This window comes from Pseudoalteromonas luteoviolacea (assembly GCF_001696455.1).
Taxonomy (GTDB): Bacteria; Pseudomonadota; Gammaproteobacteria; order Enterobacterales; family Alteromonadaceae; genus Pseudoalteromonas; species Pseudoalteromonas luteoviolacea_C.
In genome coordinates, this window is record NZ_MAUJ01000006.1 from 61,640 (window position 1) to 80,670 (window position 19,031).

Sequence of the window (19,031 nt, forward strand, 5' to 3'; positions counted from 1 at the left end):
CTAACTGACCACCTCCCTTGTCAAGTTAGAGGTAGCTATCTTGGTGAATACGAACAAATAACTTAGTGCCAACCTTGCTGTAATCAACTTTGTATTCGCGGCCATCCAAAGACTGGATAAACAGTAGCCTCTTTACCTCACTGAATACATCGGCACTTGATATCTGCACCACCTCTAAATAGCGCTCTTTAGCTTCCCGTCGATTTCTTGGCAACTCTTCTTTAAAAGGAATTAAACCTGTGGCAGTTACCTTAATCTTGGGGTGAGTTTCCCCATTCACGATCACTAAATCGAGCTTTTTATCTTTATGGATAATGGTATTACGACCACTTTTAATAAAGGCTCTATCGAAGCTCATGTATATATCCTGTTACTTCACTTAGCGGTGGCGACTTCATCATGCAAGTCTTTTACCACCTTTTCTGGATTGGTTTTCCAGTGGTTTAAAATGTTAGCAAATTGCCAAATATCCCTGTCCAACACGTTCGCTGGTAGAATCAAGTCGTAGCCAGTAACGGTTTTTAAGTTTTGCATCCTATTTGCAAACATAGCCATTAAACCGGTGTAATTTCGCCCTTTTGGCGATTGATAACTGGTCTCTTCAATGAGCCATTCTGATGGACAATTGCCATTTGCGCAATGTATTTTAACAGCTTGTAAAAAAATATGCCGCTGTTCTATTAGCAGTTTCCCAGCCAAACGGGGGGTTAGCTCTGCCAAAAACTCATCAATACTGTTTAGTTTAATACCTACAGCATTTAACTCAAGGTTTTCAACTCCTTGAGTCACAAAAGGGACACCACTGGAGTGAAAGTTGGCGTGCGAAACCCGCATAACCCCAAATTTATGCACATAATTCAGGGCTTCAGTACTGAGTTCGATACTAAAATAAGGCTGCTGACTTTTTAAAAAGCCTAATAATATCGAGCAGATAGCCGCCGCAGAAAATGCTAATTCCAATATGGTTGGCGGTGTAGCCCTGAGTGTGACAAACACCATGATAATGGCTAAGCACACGGCTCCTGCAAGCATAAATTCAATACTGTGACGGTTTGCCTGAGCACGCAAAGACACTTTATGCATAGTAAAACCACCAATAAAATATCAGCATCGCCACCAGCCACACTAATAATTTACGTATCTGCATACACCTTTTGCAGGGTTTTGCTTTACTCATTTTAGTAACCTTTTGGGTACACAGTGAAAATCTCTGTTAGATTTTCGTTTAATACACAAATATACAAGATATCCGCGATTTTCTCATTCTGGAATTTTTGTACACTAATCACTTACAAATAGTGAGATTAATTTATGCGTGCAAACCAGTCGGGCAAGACCCTTTTTCCAGCTTTCATTTTAATGCTAATTGCATTATGCGGCTATCTCTATTTCCCAGCCTCTCAAGGAGACGACACAAAACGTCAAGCCAAGCCTGTTCAAGTTGTCGTTTACAAAGCATCAACTCAAAACCGCGAGATTACTCTTAATGCCATTGGCTCAGCTAGAGCCAATCAAGCAATTAACATTACCAGCTCCCACAGTGATTACATTGACGAGCTAATGTTCAGTGACGGCCAAGCGGTCTCTCGAGGCCAAAAACTCGCACAATTACAAAACCAACAAGAACTCTTGGCTGTCAAAGAGTTGACGATTAATCTCAAAGAGCAACAGAGACAACTTGTGCGATTAACTGAATTGGCAAAAACCCAGTCAACCGCTCGCTCGCAGCTCGATACGCAACGCTCCAAAGTCGATGCCTTATCAACACAATTACAAGCCACAAAATTAAAACTTGCGGAGATGGAAGTATACGCTCCATTTGACGGCATATTGGGTAAACGTTTGGTATCCATTGGTAGCTACGTTGACGACAATACGCCGCTTACTACATTGGATGACATCAGCACCATTAAGGTCGACTTTCAATTGCCAGAAAAATATCTCGCGCAACTTTCGTTAGGCATGCAAACTTCCGTTACGAATGCCGCCTATCAAGATACTCGTTTTATTGGCCAAATTTCTCATATTGACCCGCGAATCGATGAAACTACACGCAGTATACAAATTACTGCTGATTTTAAAAATTCAGATTTACGCTTACGCCCGGGCATGCTGCTCAATGTGGCTGTACAATTACAACAGCTTAACGCACTCATTTTACCAGAAAAAAGTATTATTCCAAGACAAGATAGGCACTACGTTTATGTCGTCGAAGATAGCAAAGTAAAGCAACAACAAGTCACCCTACTCAACCGCTTTACCGGGTGGGTGGCTGTTGATGGTTTACAACCAGGACAGTTAGTGATCACTGAAGGTACCACCAAAGTGCGCAATGGTAGCCCAGTGACGGTGAAGGGGTAATTCGTGAAAATAACAGACACCGCCGTAAAACGCCCAGTTTTCGCTATTGTAGTCAATCTGCTTTTACTTACTTTTGGCATCGTTGCATTTACGATGCTTCCTCTACGTGAATACCCAGACATAGAGACGCCAATCGTCAACGTAAGCACCGATTATACCGGTGCTTCTGCAGCAGTTGTCGAAGCAAAAATAACACAAGTACTGGAAAATCGTATTTCGGGCATTGAAGGGATCAAAAGCATCAACTCTTCAAGCCGCAATGGGCGCTCCAGTATCACTATTGAGTTTAATATTGACAGAGACATTGATGCTGCAGCCAACGATGTCAGAGAGCGTGTTTCTCGTGCTCTAGACAGGTTACCCGAACAAGTACGCCCCCCAGAAGTATCAAAATCAAGTGATGACGAAAATGCCATTGCTTGGTTTGTATTAAACAGCACGTCAATGGACACATTGCAATTATCTGACTACGCCCAGCGCTATATCGTACCGATTAGCGGTCGTCGATGGGGTATCCCGTGTCATTATCGGTGGTGAACGTAGATATGCGATGAAAATCTGGCTTGATAGACAAGCAATGGCCGCACGGGGCATTACCAGTACAGATATAGAAAACGTGTTGCGACGTGAAAATGTCGAGCTACCCGCTGGGGAAATTGAATCCCAGGACAGAGACTTTGCCGTGCGTATTTCACGTGGCTATACCACGCAAAGAGACTTCCAAAACCTAGTCATAAAACGTGGCGATAACGGCTATCAAATCAAGCTTGGTGAAGTAGCCAAAGTATCGCTAGAAGCCCAAGATGACGAAAGTACCTTTAGAGGGAATGGCGTTAATATGATTGGCCTTGGTATTGTAAAACAAGCCAAAGCGAATACCCTAGACGTGGTAGACAACGTAAAGTCAGAGCTTGTAACAATCAAGCGTAACCTGCCGGAAGGGACACAAATACAAGATAGCTATGACTCTTCTATTTTTATACGGGAGTCTATCACTGAAGTATATCGTACCCTCGCGATTGCAATGGGACTGGTCGTACTCATTATTTTTATATTTTTAGGTAATATTCGTGCGACCCTTGTACCTGCTGTGACCGTACCTGTGGCGCTGGTTGCAACCTTTATGTTTTTATTAGCGATGGATTATTCCATTAATTTACTGACCTTGCTGGCGCTGGTGCTCGCCATTGGGCTGGTCGTGGATGACGCCATTGTTATGCTGGAAAACATTCATCGACGAATAGAGAAAGGGGAACCTAGGCTATTGGCAGCATTTCGAGGTGCTCGAGAGGTTGGGTTTGCCATTGTTGCAACGACCTTAGTCCTCGTATCAGTATTTGTCCCGCTCATCTTTATGGATGGACGTATTGGCGCATTGTTTACAGAGTTTGCGCTTGCCGTCAGTGCAGCCGTGATCTTTTCAAGTATTACGGCACTGACATTATCGCCAGCGCTGTGTTCTAAAGTATTAAAACAAGATCAAAAGGAAGGCCGCTTTTCAAGCTGGATGAACGGGCAGTTCATGCGTCTAGAATCCGCTTATAAGCGCGTCTTAGTTCAAAATATTCAGAGTCGCATCGCCCTTTTATTGATTCTATTGCTAACCGCACTGGCCAGTTATGGACTCTTTAGCAAAATTCCATCAGAGCTGACACCAAAAGAAGACCGCGGCACCTTTTTCATTATGATGAGTGGCCCTGAAGGCGCAAGCTACGAGAACAATGCACAGAATATGGCTGAAATAGAACAGCATCTTATGCCATATGTTGAAAACAAAGAATTAAGCAGAGTCCTCGTTCGAGTACCCGGTTGGGGTGGTATGGGCGGTGTCGCCATTGTTGGCATGCCTAATTGGGACGAGCGCAAACGTTCATCTTGGCAAGTCATGGCCGAGATCAGTGGCAAAATGCAGCAAGTGACCGATGTAAGGGCCTTTGCCATCATGCGCCGTGGTATTGGTGGCGGAGGCTCATCACGGCCTGTTGAGTTTGTGATCCAGGGCAATGACTACCAAGAGTTGGCCCAATGGCGGGACCGTATCTTTGCAAAAGCGAGAAATAACCCGGGATTAGTCCGCTTAGATCACGATTTTAAAGAGACCTTTCCGCAGTTTTTAATCAGCATAGATAAACTAAAAGCAGCTGACATGGGAGTATCTACGGACGATATAGGACGTACACTAGAGACCATGCTTGGACAAAGACGTGTCACGACCTTTATAGACCGAGGAGAAGAGTATGATGTGGTATTAAAAGGCACTAAAGCCGATTTTACCGCACCAACGGATATCAATAATGTGTTTGTTTCGTCGCGCACGGGTCAGTTAATCCCTTTGGATAGTTTAATTAGTATTCAAGAAGAAGCGACCTCGGCCCGTCTTAATCGTTATAATCGTATGCGCGCCATCACAATTACTGCCAACCTCGCTGAAGGTTACACGCTCGAGGAAGCATTGAACTTTTTAAATCAAGTCGCAGATGAAGAGAACCTGTCCGATGGTGCGGTCGATTATAAAGGCGAATCTCAGCTCTTTTACGAAGGAGCCTCAGCGATGACCTATGTCTTTATCTTGGCTTTGGTTGTGACATTTTTGGTACTTGCGGCACAATTTGAAAGCTTTGTGCACCCTTTTGTCATTATGCTAACTGTTCCACTTGGCTTAATCGGTGCCATGCTTGGTTTATATTTGACTGATAGTTCATTAAATATCTACAGCCAAATAGGTATTGTGATGCTCATAGGTCTTAGCGCCAAAAATGGTATTTTAATCGTCGAGTTTGCAAACCAACTTCGTGATAAAGGCCTGCAATTTGAGGAAGCCATTGTTGAGGCAGCCTCTCAGCGCTTACGCCCCATTATTATGACCTCTTTAACCACGGTGATGAGTGCCATTCCATTGGTGCTAGCAAGTGGCCCTGGCTCTGAGAGCAGAATGGTCATTGGTATTGTCGTTTTTGCAGGCGTCAGCCTTGCAACCATCTTAACCTTGTTTGTCATCCCAACTGCTTATAGCATATTAGCTAGGCGTACTCGCTCTCCAGAGCATACTGCCGCCGCACTAGACTCACAGCATAGTGCCCATCCAATCATAGAGCATAATGAGGGAGTAAAACGATGAGTAAAACACAGCTAGCCACATTCGGCGGAGGTTGCTTTTGGTGTATTGACGCCGCTTTTCGTAAAGTCAAAGGAGTCCAAAAGGTTATTTCGGGATACAGCGGGGGGGAGACATTAGACCCTACTTATAAAGATATTTGTACTGGCATGACGGGTCACGCAGAAGTAGTGCAGTTAGCGTTTGATCCAGATTTAGTGTCTTTTGATACGCTATTGTCCATGTTCTTTGCGCTTCATGACCCGACACAACTAAACCGCCAGGGTAATGATATAGGGACCCAATACCGAAGTGTAATTTTTTATCATTCAGAAGAGCAAAAGAGGCAAGCTGAGCAAGTTATTGCTGCCATCAGTGGGGGTTTCCAAGACCCAATTGTCACCGAAGTAAGTGCCATAGGTCCATTTTATGACGCTGAGCGATATCACCAAGACTACTTTAATGAAAACCCAAATCAAGGTTATTGCAGTATCATGATCGCCCCTAAAGTGGCAAAGTTTGAGAAAAACTTTGCAGACTACCTACTTTAAAGAGCACAAATCGAGCTAGCGAATGCTAGCTCCGAAAGCGTTTTAAAACTCTACTTTTGCACCAACATAAAGTTGACGGCCCAGTGGTTTGTAACCAAGTAAACGACTGTTATCCGCCGTAAATCCTGCGCCAGCTGTAAAGTACGCTTTGTCAGTTAAGTTTTCTAAACGCGCATTCAATTCAATACCCTCTAGCAATTCATAATTGGCAGATAAATTAAATATCGTATATGCACTTAACGTCGTATCGTAGAAACTGATAGATGGTCTATCTGAACGATAAATCATCGTTAAGTTGACATCTAAGCTGTCCCACTGTTTGGTCAATGTATAATTAAATGCCTTTGAAGGACGACGTGGCAAATCCTTAGACTCATTGGTTGACACATCTTTTGCGTCTAGTAACGTTAAGTTAGCCGAGTGATTAAAGCCCAATGCATCAAATTGAGCACTCAATTCAACGCCTCTCATTGTCGCTTTATCTACATTGTATGCAACGTACTTTTGAGTCTCAGCATCTAGCTTATTTGAGATTAAGTTCGTGATGCGATTTTCAAAAATCGCAACGTCATAACGGCCCCACGAGGACGTCACGGTTAAACCCAGCTCGTTGTTTTCAGCTTCTTCTGGTTTGATATCAATATTTGGTCCGTACCACAGGCTATCTGTCACGAATGCATCATTTAAAGTTGGGGCACGAAACGCGGTACCATGATTAAATCTAAACGCGACGTTCTGATGTGGTTTTACACCAAAGCTGGTGGTATACGTATTCGCACGGCCGTGGAATTCATAGTCATCTGAACGCACAGCAACGTTAGCTAACCACTTGCTGTCATCATAAAAAGCACCAGCAAAAATAGCCGTATTATCACGCTCTGTTTGCGCAAATTTTGCAGTAGACTTTGATATATCTTCGCTTAAATGCGAAACCCCAGCGGTACCTTGAAGAGACTCAATTATTTTAAAACGAGCACGGTACTCGAGTTCTTCGCGCTCTGTACTGTAAACATTCACTTCACCGCCGCCGGCCTGATTGTTCTCGCTGTCATCAAACTGAATATTTTCTTCTTGCGAAACACTAAAAGATGCATTTTGCGTTAAACGCTCAGAGCCCTTTTGCCATGCGACTTTGGCTGTATGATTATCAAATCTATACGCGTCGTTACCCCAATTGCTATCATACTGGGCCTTGCCTTGGCTAAACTGGCCTAAAGCCGAAAGTTCACCATACTCTTCGAAGTCATATGCTACGTTGAAACCTTTATTTTCGTTTTCGTATCCATCTCTGTCATGATTTTTGCCTCTTGGCTCGACCGGATCTTTCTCTATCACATCGTAACCGTCGGTCTCTTGATAGCCATAGTTATAGCTCAAACGCAATTTACCAGACTTAAAGTGACCAGCAGCTTGCGCTTCGAAATAATTGTTACTGCCAGAGGTCAACGTAATTTGGTTTGTTTGAGACTCACGTGTGATGATGTTGATAACACCTGAAACTGCATCTGAACCATATATCGCTGCACGTGCACCTTTGACCACTTCAATGCGCTCAATGCTGTTTACTGGGATATTCGTAAATGACACATTGCCTGAGTTGGCATCACTGACCCTTACACCATCAATAAGTACCAATGTGCGCTTTATTGACGCGCCGCGCACAAAGACACTCGCGATTTGACCAAACCCACCATTTCTTACCACATCCACACCAGGTAAAGTATTTAAGAGTGACGGAATATCGCGTACATTGAGCTTTTCAATCTGAACACGATCGATAACCGATACGCTTGCCAACGTATTGTCTATCGGTTGTTCGAATTTATTCGCAGTGACGGTAATGCGTTCAATATCTTGATTTGCAGATACGTTAAAAGAAGCCGCAGCTAGTACAGCAAGGCTTAGAGCAGATTTTTTAAACATGGTTTCCCCTACTTCGTGCCCACCGCACAAAGTTCAATCAATGAGTCTGATTCAAGGCCGGTCTCCGGGCTCAACTACATGAATGTAGCTCTACCGTTGCGGGGGCAGCGTTGGCATTGCGAATACACTACAAGTGCGCACCAACTTCCCGATTATCCTATCTGCTGACAGTTTAACTGCAGCGAGGCACCTCGAAATTCAGCGCATATTGTCGGGGATTTATAGGGGGAATGTCAATGGACGTCTAGAGTTCCAGCAAGGAATTTATGCTTGGAACTCTAACGAGATCAAAGATTAATCTCTGAAGTTTTTAAATTGGAAAGGTTGGCCCAATTCAGAAGTGCGAATTAGTTGCATCACTTCTTGTAAGTCATCACGCTTTTTACCCGTTACACGTACTTCTTCACCTTGAATCGCCGCCTGAACTTTTAGCTTTGAATCTTTGATAAGTTTGACCACCTTTTTAGCCATATCTTTATCAATACCTTGTTTTAACGCGACCTTACGAGCAAATGTTTTGCCACTGCGCTCCACATCCTTTAGCTCAAAACAACCAACATCTAAGCCTCGTTTTGCAGCTTTGCCTACGACCATGTCAAATAACTGCATAACTTGCTGTTCAGATTCAGATTTTAATTGAATCACTTCATCTTTTAGTTCAATTGATGCTTCAACACCACGAAAGTCATAGCGCGTTTCTAATTCTCTATTCGCGTTATCAACAGTGTTCTTAGCCTCTGTCATTTCTATTTCAGATACAATATCAAAAGAAGGCATTGCTCTCTCCTCAAATCAAATTTGCTCCGAATTATAACAATGCTCATCGACAATAAGATACCGTTTTATTTACGAACCAAATTGTAAGAAGTTAATCACAGTCCTGAGGTACATTTAAGGTTTATAATTAAGCGACTTAACGTTAATCCATTTTTCAGTTTTCGATGTTATACTGGATTTCCATCAAGTTGAAGTTGGAGTGCTTGTGACAAGACGAGTATATCAAACACTATTATTATTATTTTTGATAGCTATTACTTATCTGTTTGCGAAAGAGGTTCAAGTCCAAGGAGTTCGAATCCCTCACCTAGATAAAGTTGCCCACTTTGCTGTATTTTTCGTGCTCGCGTTTTTCTCTTGCCATGCATTTAGATTCAAACCTTGGTTTCATATGGTGCTGCTAACCAGTTACGGTGCATGTATCGAGTGGATGCAATCTACTCTCCCTTATCGCCAAGCATCACTCGGAGACTTTGCCGCGGATGTGCTCGGTGCACTTAGCTATTTTGTCGTACTGTGGCTCGTGCGCAAATATCGACTGCGAAGAGGCACTGAGTGAACCGGATCCATATTTTAGGCAGGGGGGCCATTGGGTTACTGCTCGCGAATAAACTCTCTTCCCATACTAAAAGTACACTAATCACACGCGATGATTCTGTTGAAAATTACCACTTCATCGACAAGGATAAGACCAGTGTAATCCCTGTCAATCAAACCACCTTTGCGTCGTTAAAAGCCAAGATTAGCACGTGCATCATCCCCGTTAAGGCCTATCAGTTGAATCAAGCTTTACATGCACTGATGCCACACTTGCAGGATGATGCTGACATTATACTTAGCCACAATGGCATGAGTGATATCGCTGAAATAGCGCAATTACTCAAGCCGTCCCAAGGGCTGTATTTTTTAACAACGTCGATGGGCGGAATGAAACCTGCCGCCAATGCAGTGAAATACACGGCGCCGGGCTTACTCAGATAGGTGCGTGTAACCAAATTGCACAAACGCGCCTGCCCAGTCTATTTGAAGCGCTCTTTAAACCTAGTTTATCTGCGGTTGAGCAGGTTACAAATATCACTGAAATACGCTGGCAAAAGCTCTGTGTAAATATAGCTATCAACCCTCTGAGTGCGCTTTTGCAATGTCAAAATGGTAGACTCCGCGCGCCATGCTATTCGAAGCAAGTGCTTGCCCTACTAAACGAGGCATGTCATGTCGCTAAATATGAAGGGGTAGAATTAAAATTGCTTGCTGAGCTAGAGCGCGCATACAAAGTCATGACGCTGACTGCAGCAAACAACTCTTCCATGGCACAAGATATCAAGCTCGAACGACGCACTGAAATAGATGCGATATGCGGATTCATTGTCGCTCGCGCTAAGAAGCATGGGATTAACGTCCCTGAAAATGAATTACTGTGGCAACAAATAAAACGAAAAGAGCGGGCTTAAGCCCGCTCTTTTTTATGGTCTATATACTTTTACTTTTTCAAAACCATTTTCATGTAATATCAGCGCTTGCAGCTGACTCATAACACCTTTACTACAGTATAAGTAATAGTCTTTGTCCTGTGGTAAGTCTCCAAACTTTGTTGCAAGACGGAAAAACGGCAAATGGATCACCTCGATACCATCGAGTTCAAGAGGGTCTGCATCCTCTTCTTCAGGTGAACGTATATCCACAACAACCGCATTAGCAGGAAGTTCTGAGACATTTTCAGCTTCTTTAACTTCTTCTTTCGCCTCTTCTTCAATCTCACGAATGTCTTTAATCGTCGCATTATTCACAACGGTGTCTAAAACATCGAAATCAAAGTTAGCTTCTTCAGCTTCAATTTTTTCTAATACCGCTTTGACCGTCGGCTTTTTAGAGATAACCCCGCAATACTCTGGCATCGCTTCAGCCATTTCACATGTGCCAATTTCTCTAGCAATACGAATGATTTCTTCTTTGTCATGCTGTATCAGCGGTCTCAAGATGAGGGTTTCTGTTACTCTATCAATCACACTCAAATTCGCCAGTGTTTGACTCGAGACTTGGCCAATACTCTCACCTGTGACCAGCGCTTGAATACCTAATTTTTGAGCGACCGCACTGCCCGCACGCATCATCATACGCTTTAGGACAACGCCCATTTGGCTGTTTTCTATATTTTCTAAAATTTCAGCCACGACAGGTTCAAAATCAACGGTAATGAATTTAACGCGGTGTGTTGAGCTATATTGTTTCCACAAATAATGACTGACTTGTTTGACGCCGATCTCATGAGCTGCACCACCTAAGTTAAAAAACAAGAAATGCGTTCGAGCACCTTTTCTGATCATTTGATAGGTGGCAACACCTGAATCAAAACCACCAGAAACCAATGATAAAACATCTTCTTGAGTGGGAAGCGGGAAGCCACCTAGACCACGGTGTTGGCTTCTTACGATATAGGCAAACTGATCTTTGATTTCTATCTTTACAGTTTCTTGCGGCTTACTTAATTTAACACTCGCTGACTCAACATTTTGGTTTAAGCCACCACCCACATAGCGCTCTACATCGCTAGAGGTAAAGTCATGCTTACCTTGACGTTTCACCCTAACGCAAAACGTTTTGTTTTCAATCTGCTCTTTCACCAGCGGTAAGGTGTGCTGGTAAATATCGTCAAGCGTTTCAAATCGCTCTTCTTGTACTTCAAGAAATAGCACGATACCTGGCACACGTTTTAAGCCATCAATCAAAGCTAGGCGCGTCTCTTCATCACTGAGTTGACTCACAACGGTAATGTTGTCCCAGTTGTTTTTTACTGTTATAGCCTCGTCAATGCGACCCAACAGCAACTTGATGTTTTTTTCCAAAATTTTTGTAAAACGCTTTCGCACCGATTTGCTTTTAATAACAATTTCAGGGTGCAGCTTGACGATAAATTTAAGCATAAGAAGTCACTCATTGGTGTGAAACTACAAACGTATTAAACGTCCAATCATTTTAAGGCGCGGGATTATAACAAACTTATTAAAGACTAGGAAATAAACAATCGGATTGGCAACTTTGTATTCAACAAACATCCATGGGGACAATGCTGCAACTCGCCCCCATTCGTTTTCTACGATGATAGATTAAGCGATACTGGGTAAAGTCGTATCGGCTTGCTCTTGGTAATAATCTCTTAATTGTGCGATTTTTTCTCGACTTAAATCAGTGGCGTAAGGCTTAAACAACATAAGCACTTTGACGATGCCATTGTATATATCCTTTTGCTCAAGCACCCCTGTCATTCTGCGCGCTTTGACATAGGGCGTCCAAAAACTCACCACCATTTTCAACATATGCGCTAACTCGTCCGTATCCGCATCTTCAATATCGATAACGCCAGCATCGCGTAGCCCAATAACAACCGCTTTTACTTGCTCAAATAAATGTGCTTGAAACTCAATATAATCATTTTTCAACGCTTTATCACGCGCCAAGATATCCGTTAAATTGTCGTAGAAAAAGTGGTAACGCCACATCAGTTCGAACAAAGAGTCTAAGTACTGAGTAAGCTGCTCTAACGGCTCGTGTTCAATACTAAGTGGCTTAAAGTGGGTTCTTAAGTGCTCACTATATAGGGAAAAAATATGTCGAATAATGTCTTCTTTATTTTTAAAGTGATAATACAAATTGCCTGGGCTTATTCCCATATTGGAGGCAATATGGTTCGTTGTTATTGCTCGCTCCCCATGCAGATTGAACAACGCAATGCTCGTACGAATTATTTTTTCCTTGGTATTCATATCCAACTCTCTTTACACGCTTAATTGAATTAGTGGGTTCACTTGCCCGCTTGGTTATCTGAAAATAGCACTAAACATATACAAGGTTAAATGAGCAAATTTGAAAGCAGACCAGTGAATTTGAGTGCGAAGCTTGCTAACATAGCAAAAATTTTTTGCGTTGCAACAATCCCATGAAAGTAATAGCTCTCTATCCAGGTACATTCGACCCACTGACCAATGGGCATTCAGACCTCATCAAACGTGCTGCTAAAATGTTTGATACAGTGCTACTCGCCATTGCCCACAACCCGTCTAAAAAGCCTTGTTTTACGCTAGAAGAGCGTGTTGAACTGGCTGAAAAAGTTCTTGGTGATATTCCGAATGTTAAAGTCATTGGATTTTCAGGTTTATTAGTCGATCTAGCAAAAGCACAAAATGCCAACGTATTAATTAGAGGCATTCGCGCAGTCTCTGACTTTGATTACGAGTTTCAACTCGCCAACATGAACCGAAGGCTATACCCACAGCTAGAAAGCGTATTTTTAACGCCATCGGAGAAAAATTCATTTATTTCATCGACACTGGTCAAAGAAGTTGCACTTCACCACGGAGATGTGAGTGAATTTGTCGACCCTCTTGTTGCCAAAGCACTCAAGGAGAAGCTACATAAATGAAATTAAGGCACCTTACTGCTGCTTGTCTGTGTGCAACGTCTTTGCAAATTAATGCCAGCCCATGGATCTCAGCACAAGATAGCGCAACAAAGCACTCTATTGACCTCCTTGTTAGCCATGGGCTCATTAACCGTCCCGTCAATCAATACCCTTTATTGTGGCAAGGTATTGCCTATGACTTAAGCAAAATTTCTCCGGACATGTTAACTGAGCAAACCACATTTGCAGTCAATCATTTACGCCATGCCCTAAATACTGACAAAAGGGCCACGCGTTCGGGGATTAAAGCACACTATAATGGTGAGCCTAGTATAAAAACAGGCATGGGAGAAAATACCCGCGCAAAATCAGGGGTTCAATCATTTGGAGAGTTGACAGGCAACAACGTCAGCGCCCGTGTACAGGTTAATTATGCCGATGATGGACTTGATGGCAAGCACGTTAACTATCATGGAAGCCATGTTGCGGTGCTATTGGGAGATTGGGCTTTAAGTGCAGAGCGATTAGACTATTGGTGGGGTCCAAGTAATGAAACCGCCTTGCTTCTTTCCAACAATGCTACGCCAATGAAAGCCGTCAGGTTAAGCAGAGCTAATACAAATTACAGCGGCCCGAGTTTCTTATCTTTTATCGGCCCTTGGCAAATTACCGCCATTGCTGCAAAACAACAACCCGCCAAACAAGAAGGTGATTTTTGGGGTGCACGCTTTTCCGCATCACCTTTGCAAGGTTTAGAAATAGGCTTTGCTACCACAGGCAGTGATTTTATCTACTCCACTCAGAACACGGCTGAACAGATTAAAAAGCAGCGTCTCACTAGCGTAGATTTCAAGTACTCAACACTTGTAAATAATCAACCAATCGCGGTTTATGGTGAATATACGGGTGACAACGAGTCGGGTGCGTTGCCTGACCAACCTTTGTTTACCGTCGGTCTAGAAAGCTTTTGGTCACAAGAGGACAGTAGGACCAAGGCCTACATAGAATACAGTGATACGATTACAGACTGTCAGGCACAAACGTTCAGTTTTCAGTGCAACTTTCAAACTCAAGGGAGTGGTTCTGACTATACCGAACGAGGCCGATGGCTCGGCGCTTCGATTGGGCCACAAGCTAAAAGCTTAACCATTGCTGCAGACTTTTTTCAAACCAATGGCGTAGGTGGCTATACCAAACTCAAACGCTCAGAGTTTGAAGCTTTACAACTTGATAGAACACTACTGGAAGTTGGATATCAACAAGGTGTGTTCAATGGCTTAATGAAAACAAGTTTTAGTATTTGGCGCGATAAAACTCCGCAAAACAGCGATACGGAGCATGCTCTGACTTTCAGTTGGGAGTACCAATACTAACTATCTGCGTGGCTGCCAAGCTGTATTCATCGAGTAATCCAGTTACACGGCAGCCCTATATCGACCTAGTTTTCTAAAAATAAGCTGAATACCGAGCAAGTCTCGATTCAGAATAACCACGCCGACCATAATTAAGTCTATCACATTGACGGTTGTCGAATAGAAATACCATAAACCCCACGGCTTATAATTTCCAAGCACATGCGAGTCAACAAACATAGCTAGAAACAGTGTTGAGTTAATTAACAGTCCAATACAACAATAAATTATCACAGGCTGAACTTTTTCGCGCTTGAATAAAACTTGCCGTGCAATCAGTAAACAGACAATAGTGATCACGTCATAGGCTAATAGAATACCGAAATCGCTCGATTGAAATTGTGTTGATAAAGAAAGGTCACTTACACCATAGGAGGTCGCTAAAATAACGGAGCAAGATAATGTTTGTAAATTTTTATTAATGGCAAGCACATAAAAAAATATGTTCATTAAACTTGCCATAACGAAGCCCCAAATAACAAGGGCTCCGATACTTAATCCGAAATAATCGTATGCCATTAGCTTTGTTGCAGCTAGCCCCCATGCGGTGGTTTAGGGTAAATCCCACTACCGCGAGAGCCGGTGACTGCTCTTAAATTTGCTTCACTTTCAATAACATTATCAGAAAGCACCTTAACTTTGCTAGTACTATTAGATGAATTGGTATGCTTACGCTTAAAAATTGACATTGTTTTCCCTTTATAAATACTATTGCCACCCATTCATATGAAATAATTCATATTGGTAGCCATATCGATGGGCAATACACTGCAACACCCGGGCCACATGATATAGAAAAAAAACAAAAAATTCACCTAAGTTAAAAAAAACATGGAGATGTTTATAAAATGTACTATGGAAATTTAATTCTCTAGAGGCTGATTATGAAAACGATTTTTTTTCAAGGGAAGAGATCTCACCTCTAGCCGCTCCTAAAGCGCAGCAACTGAGTGGTGAAATCTTTCGTTTTAATACGCAGTAAGCTAAACCACTTAAGGTTTTGCTGACGCAGTGCAGTTTTGACTTGCGGCAATGATGTGCCGCCCAAAGCTTGTCGCGCCGCAATACATGCGGCAATTTCTAGCCGGGGGTAAACATCCTCACAAATCTCAGGGCATATACGTTGAAACTCTTCAAGCGTGAGATCCTCGAGGTTTTTATCCTGCGCAATGGCCTGCTGCACCAACTGACCAACAATATGATGTCCCTCTCTGAATGGGATATTCTTAGCAACAAGATAATCAGCAAGCTCGGTCGCATTTGCATGCCCCCCTTTGGCTGCTGCTAATGTCGCCTCCCCATTGACCTTGACCCCCTTAATACACGCTTGTGCCATATGAAGAGATGCAATCCAAGTGGGTAGTGCATCAAACAATCCCTCTTTGTCTTCCTGCATGTCTTTGTTATAGGCTAAAGGCAATGCTTTTAATGTCATCATCATGGCACTAAATGCACCAAAAACACGGCCTGTTTTGCCACGGATCAGCTCTAATGCATCAGGGTTTTTCTTTTGCGGCATCAGTGATGAACCAGATGTAACGTTATCTGATAACTCAATAAACCCTGACTCTCCACTGTTATAGAAAATCATGTCTTCTGCTAATCGGGAAAGGTGCATCATCGATATTGACGCGCAACTCAGTAATTCCACAACGAAATCCCTATCTGACACAGCATCTAAACTGTTGCGTGTAGCATTTCTGAAGCCTAGCGTTTGAGCAAGTTTCTCTCTATCTATTGGATATGCCGTACCCGCTAAAGCCCCGCTCCCTAACGGGCACTCGTTTAGTCTTTCAATCGCATCGGCTAAGCGCGATTTATCTCGTTCAAGCATTTCAACATAAGCGAGACACCAGTGACTGAATAACACAGGTTGAGCGCGTTGCAAGTGGGTGTAACCAGGTAATATAGTCCCTAATTCACGTTCTGCTAGCGCGATAAACTCTGCTTTTAAGTCATCAATTGCTTTCAGTATCTGATGCGCTGTTTGGCGACTCCAAAGACGAAAGTCTGTGGCAACTTGATCGTTACGGCTGCGTCCGGTATGTAACTTTTTGCCTAAGTCCCCCACCTTTTCTATCAGCTTTGCTTCAACGTATGAGTGAATATCTTCATACCCACTTTGGGCAATTTGCTGTGGTGCTTGTTTGGCTTCTGCCAACAGCGCATTTAAACCGCTGACCACCGTGTCACACTCATCACCAGAGAGCACATCAACTTGCTTCAACGCGCCAGCCCATGCAATTGAACCAATAATGTCTTGCTCTACGAGTTGGTAATCAAACGGCAACGAATCATTAAATTGCTTAAATGCTTCATCAGGACCAGTAGAGAAGCGACCTCCCCATAATGCCATCCTCATTCTCCTCTACGATTGCTGTTTATTTAACGCGGCGATACGACTTGATAATGAAAACAAGCGAATGAATCCCTCGGCATGAGATTGGTCGTAAACATCATCTTCTCCAAATGTCGCAAAGTCTTCACTGTAAAGACTGTGAATAGACTGCTTCTGTACAGCCGTAACCTGGCCTTTGTATAGCTTTAACACGACCTCCCCAGAGGCTGGCACCGCCAAAGCCTGTGCAGCGGCTAAAATAGAGTCTTTCAGTGGCGTAAACCAACGCCCGTCATAAACCAAATGAGAAAACTCGCTAGAGAGTGTTTCTTTCCACTTGCGGCTCGATTTATCTAGCACTAATTCATCGATTGCTTGAAGCGCCGCCATGATCACCGTACCTCCTGGTGTCTCATAACAACCTCTAGACTTCATGCCAACTAGCCGGTTTTCAACAATATCAACACGCCCAACACCGTGTGCAGCGGCAATATCATTGAGTTTCACCAAACATTGGTATGGACTATAGCGCTCACCATTGACACCGACGACTTGGCCTTGTTCTATCACCAAAGAAACAAACTCGGCTTTATCCGGCGCTTGCTCTGGCGCAGTTGTCAATGTCCATACTTGTTCGCTAGGTTGGTTCCATGGGTCTTCAAGCTCTCCCCCTTCATGAGAAATATGCCAAATGTTTGCATCTCGGCTGTAAATCTTTGTCGCTGATGCTGAACAAGGAATTTGCCTTTGGGCCAGATAGTCCAATAGTGACTCTCGACTAGATAGCTCCCACTCTCGCCATGGTGCGATCACTTTAAGATCAGGGGCCAACGCAGAAAAACAAGACTCAAATCTTACTTGGTCATTACCTTTACCCGTGCATCCATGTGACAATGCATCAGCCCCAACCTTACGCGCAATTTCCACTTGGGCTTTGGCAATAATTGGTCGCGCCATAGAAGTCCCCAATAAATAGGTTCCCTCATATATTGCACCTGTTTGTAAAGTAGGATAAATGTAATCGCTGACAAGCTCTTCTTTTAGATCCACCACATGACATTCACTGGCCCCCGATGCAAGTGCTTTGTCTTCAACACCAGCAAGCTCTTCTTCACCTTGACCGACGTCGGCGACGAATGCGACCACTTCGCAACCGTAGTTTTCTTTTAACCAGGGTACGATTGCAGACGTATCCAAACCGCCAGAATACGCCAGTACTACCTTTTTTACTTCACTCATAACTTTAAAACCTTTATTTAAATTGGTTGTTTAACAAGGTAACCAGTAGCGCATTCTGGGCATGCATCCGGTTCTCTGCTTGTTGAATAATTTTAGACTTATTGCCATCCATGACCGCGGACGTTATTTCATAATCTCGATGCGCTGGCTGGCAATGTAGTATGGTTTGAGCACCTGTTTTCTCTACCAACTGTTGATTTATTTGATAGGGCATAAACACGCCCTTGGCTTGCTCCAAAGTAACGTCGCTGCCCATAGACACCCAAGTGTCTGTGTAGAGAATATTAGCACCTGCCGCAGCTTCTACACGGTCACTTACCATGATACTGGCACCATTTACCGCCGCGATTTGCTCTGCTTGCTTCACTATTTGCGCATCTGGCGAGTGGCCTTTCGGGCATACAGCAACAAAGTCTGTTCCTAAACAGGCAGCCAATAGCATAAGCGAGTGGGTGACATTATTACCTTCTCCAAGGTAGGCGAGTTTCAAGCCACTGACTTCTCCGTACACTTCCTGGATCGTCATAAAGTCGGCCAATGCCTGACATGGGTGATACAGGTCACACAAGCTATTTACAACCGGGACGGATGCATATTCAGACAAGGTTGTTAGCGTGTTATGGTGATTTACACGGGCAACAATGCCATCGGCCCAAGTCGAGATATTCAATGCGAAGTCTTTGACAGACTCTCTGCTACCCATAGCCCCATTTTGCTGATCTAAGTAAACAGCGTGCCCACCTAACTTATTAATGCCGATATCAAAAGACAGCCGCGTGCGCAAACTTGGCTTTTCGAATAATGTGACGATTGATTTTCCTGCTAACGACTGTGCAAAATCCTGTGGCTGCGCTTTAATTTGGTGCGCGAGAGCAAGCAATTTGAGTACCCCAGCTTGGTCGAATTCCAAGCCGGTAATAAATACATTTTCCATTATTTT

Annotated in this window: 17 protein-coding genes, 2 pseudogenes and 1 riboswitch; of the genes and pseudogenes, 8 read left to right on the forward strand and 11 right to left on the reverse strand. The window is 43.4% G+C overall.

Features of this window, described 5'->3' with window-relative positions; all coding sequences use genetic code 11:
- Positions 1–25: 25 nt before the first annotated feature.
- On the reverse strand, positions 26–358 hold the full coding sequence (locus tag A7985_RS16985) for a hypothetical protein (protein ID WP_063374462.1): 333 nt from the start codon (positions 356–358) through the stop codon (positions 26–28).
- A 17-nt stretch (positions 359–375) separates the two neighbouring features.
- Positions 376–1,083 carry a DUF2982 domain-containing protein gene (locus A7985_RS16990; protein WP_065791619.1) on the reverse strand — a complete coding sequence of 236 codons (708 nt, stop codon included), beginning with the start codon at positions 1,081–1,083 and terminating at the stop codon, positions 376–378.
- 228 nt (positions 1,084–1,311) lie between these two features.
- On the opposite strand from A7985_RS16990, the gene A7985_RS16995 reads away from it, so the two are divergent.
- From A7985_RS16995 to msrA, 3 genes and pseudogenes are all read left to right on the forward strand, one after another.
- On the forward strand, positions 1,312–2,361 hold the full coding sequence (locus A7985_RS16995) for an efflux RND transporter periplasmic adaptor subunit (protein ID WP_065791620.1): 1,050 nt from the start codon (positions 1,312–1,314) through the stop codon (positions 2,359–2,361).
- Positions 2,362–2,364: 3 nt separating this feature from the next.
- Positions 2,365–5,479 (forward strand): annotated as a pseudogene (locus A7985_RS17000) (efflux RND transporter permease subunit).
- Complete coding sequence (gene msrA / locus A7985_RS17005; RefSeq protein WP_065791621.1) at positions 5,476–6,006, forward strand: peptide-methionine (S)-S-oxide reductase MsrA; 531 nt, start codon at positions 5,476–5,478, stop codon at positions 6,004–6,006. The pseudogene A7985_RS17000 and the gene msrA overlap by 4 nt, the downstream one beginning before the upstream one ends.
- 42 nt (positions 6,007–6,048) lie before the next feature.
- Here msrA and A7985_RS17010 read toward each other — a convergent pair whose 3' ends face one another.
- On the reverse strand, positions 6,049–7,929 hold the full coding sequence (locus A7985_RS17010) for a TonB-dependent receptor domain-containing protein (protein WP_065791622.1): 1,881 nt from the start codon (positions 7,927–7,929) through the stop codon (positions 6,049–6,051).
- Positions 7,930–7,967: 38 nt separating this feature from the next.
- Positions 7,968–8,138, reverse strand: a riboswitch (cobalamin riboswitch).
- Positions 8,139–8,223: 85 nt separating this feature from the next.
- The gene (locus A7985_RS17015) at positions 8,224–8,706 is read right to left on the reverse strand and encodes a YajQ family cyclic di-GMP-binding protein (protein WP_065791623.1); all 483 of its coding nucleotides are present in this window, start codon (positions 8,704–8,706) and stop codon (positions 8,224–8,226) included.
- Positions 8,707–8,911: 205 nt separating this feature from the next.
- On the opposite strand from A7985_RS17015, the gene A7985_RS17020 reads away from it, so the two are divergent.
- The 3 genes from A7985_RS17020 to A7985_RS26965 all read left to right on the forward strand — a co-directional run bounded on the left by A7985_RS17020 (position 8,912) and on the right by A7985_RS26965 (position 10,157).
- On the forward strand, positions 8,912–9,265 hold the full coding sequence (locus tag A7985_RS17020) for a VanZ family protein (RefSeq protein WP_065791624.1): 354 nt from the start codon (positions 8,912–8,914) through the stop codon (positions 9,263–9,265).
- A complete protein-coding gene (locus tag A7985_RS25820) occupies positions 9,262–9,687 on the forward strand; it encodes a ketopantoate reductase family protein (protein ID WP_081310612.1) in 426 nt (141 codons plus the stop codon). The genes A7985_RS17020 and A7985_RS25820 overlap by 4 nt, the downstream gene beginning before the upstream one ends.
- Before the next feature lie 101 nt (positions 9,688–9,788).
- Complete coding sequence (locus A7985_RS26965) at positions 9,789–10,157, forward strand: ketopantoate reductase family protein (RefSeq protein WP_256096792.1); 369 nt, start codon at positions 9,789–9,791, stop codon at positions 10,155–10,157.
- A gap of 12 nt (positions 10,158–10,169) precedes the next feature.
- Here A7985_RS26965 and thiI read toward each other — a convergent pair whose 3' ends face one another.
- Both thiI and A7985_RS17035 read right to left on the reverse strand, forming a co-directional pair.
- Positions 10,170–11,627 (reverse strand): tRNA uracil 4-sulfurtransferase ThiI, encoded by a 1,458-nt coding sequence (gene thiI, locus A7985_RS17030; protein ID WP_065791625.1) that lies wholly within the window; start codon positions 11,625–11,627, stop codon positions 10,170–10,172.
- A 183-nt stretch (positions 11,628–11,810) separates the two neighbouring features.
- Positions 11,811–12,467, reverse strand: a complete 657-nt coding sequence (locus A7985_RS17035; protein ID WP_065791626.1) for a TetR/AcrR family transcriptional regulator — start codon at positions 12,465–12,467, stop codon at positions 11,811–11,813.
- Positions 12,468–12,640: 173 nt separating this feature from the next.
- Here A7985_RS17035 and coaD point away from each other — a divergent pair, with 173 nt between their 5' ends.
- Both coaD and A7985_RS17045 read left to right on the forward strand, forming a co-directional pair.
- Positions 12,641–13,123, forward strand: coding sequence for a pantetheine-phosphate adenylyltransferase (coaD, locus tag A7985_RS17040; RefSeq protein ID WP_065791627.1), 483 nt, complete (start codon positions 12,641–12,643; stop codon positions 13,121–13,123).
- On the forward strand, positions 13,120–14,475 hold the full coding sequence (locus A7985_RS17045) for a capsule assembly Wzi family protein (RefSeq protein ID WP_065791628.1): 1,356 nt from the start codon (positions 13,120–13,122) through the stop codon (positions 14,473–14,475). Before coaD ends, A7985_RS17045 begins: the two co-directional genes overlap by 4 nt.
- A gap of 42 nt (positions 14,476–14,517) precedes the next feature.
- Here the strand turns inward: A7985_RS17045 and A7985_RS17050 are convergent, their stop codons facing one another.
- The 5 genes and pseudogenes from A7985_RS17050 to A7985_RS17070 all read right to left on the reverse strand — a co-directional run bounded on the left by A7985_RS17050 (position 14,518) and on the right by A7985_RS17070 (position 19,025).
- Positions 14,518–14,964, reverse strand: coding sequence for a hypothetical protein (locus A7985_RS17050; protein ID WP_141685390.1), 447 nt, complete (start codon positions 14,962–14,964; stop codon positions 14,518–14,520).
- 83 nt (positions 14,965–15,047) lie between these two features.
- Complete coding sequence (locus A7985_RS26550; RefSeq protein WP_176716763.1) at positions 15,048–15,203, reverse strand: hypothetical protein; 156 nt, start codon at positions 15,201–15,203, stop codon at positions 15,048–15,050.
- A gap of 302 nt (positions 15,204–15,505) precedes the next feature.
- Positions 15,506–16,870 (reverse strand): annotated as a pseudogene (gene argH, locus A7985_RS17060) (argininosuccinate lyase); the annotation flags it as partial.
- 12 nt (positions 16,871–16,882) lie between these two features.
- Positions 16,883–18,091, reverse strand: a complete 1,209-nt coding sequence (locus tag A7985_RS17065; RefSeq protein WP_065791631.1) for an argininosuccinate synthase — start codon at positions 18,089–18,091, stop codon at positions 16,883–16,885.
- A 13-nt stretch (positions 18,092–18,104) separates the two neighbouring features.
- Positions 18,105–19,025 carry an ornithine carbamoyltransferase gene (locus A7985_RS17070; protein ID WP_065791632.1) on the reverse strand — a complete coding sequence of 307 codons (921 nt, stop codon included), beginning with the start codon at positions 19,023–19,025 and terminating at the stop codon, positions 18,105–18,107.
- Positions 19,026–19,031: the final 6 nt, after the last annotated feature.

Bases quoted from the DNA above. Each gene is read 5' to 3' on its own strand.
- A7985_RS16985 (WP_063374462.1), bottom strand. From the start codon at position 358: ATGAGCTTCGATAGAGCCTTTATTAAAAGTGGTCGTAATACCATTATC.
- A7985_RS16990 (WP_065791619.1), bottom strand. From the start codon at position 1,083: ATGCATAAAGTGTCTTTGCGTGCTCAGGCAAACCGTCACAGTATTGAA.
- A7985_RS16995 (WP_065791620.1), top strand. From the start codon at position 1,312: ATGCGTGCAAACCAGTCGGGCAAGACCCTTTTTCCAGCTTTCATTTTA.
- msrA (WP_065791621.1), top strand. From the start codon at position 5,476: ATGAGTAAAACACAGCTAGCCACATTCGGCGGAGGTTGCTTTTGGTGT.
- A7985_RS17010 (WP_065791622.1), bottom strand. From the start codon at position 7,929: ATGTTTAAAAAATCTGCTCTAAGCCTTGCTGTACTAGCTGCGGCTTCT.
- A7985_RS17015 (WP_065791623.1), bottom strand. From the start codon at position 8,706: ATGCCTTCTTTTGATATTGTATCTGAAATAGAAATGACAGAGGCTAAG.
- thiI (WP_065791625.1), bottom strand. From the start codon at position 11,627: ATGCTTAAATTTATCGTCAAGCTGCACCCTGAAATTGTTATTAAAAGC.
- A7985_RS17035 (WP_065791626.1), bottom strand. From the start codon at position 12,467: ATGAATACCAAGGAAAAAATAATTCGTACGAGCATTGCGTTGTTCAAT.
- coaD (WP_065791627.1), top strand. From the start codon at position 12,641: ATGAAAGTAATAGCTCTCTATCCAGGTACATTCGACCCACTGACCAAT.
- A7985_RS17045 (WP_065791628.1), top strand. From the start codon at position 13,120: ATGAAATTAAGGCACCTTACTGCTGCTTGTCTGTGTGCAACGTCTTTG.
- A7985_RS17050 (WP_141685390.1), bottom strand. From the start codon at position 14,964: ATGAACATATTTTTTTATGTGCTTGCCATTAATAAAAATTTACAAACA.
- A7985_RS26550 (WP_176716763.1), bottom strand. From the start codon at position 15,203: ATGTCAATTTTTAAGCGTAAGCATACCAATTCATCTAATAGTACTAGC.
- A7985_RS17065 (WP_065791631.1), bottom strand. From the start codon at position 18,091: ATGAGTGAAGTAAAAAAGGTAGTACTGGCGTATTCTGGCGGTTTGGAT.
- A7985_RS17070 (WP_065791632.1), bottom strand. From the start codon at position 19,025: ATGGAAAATGTATTTATTACCGGCTTGGAATTCGACCAAGCTGGGGTA.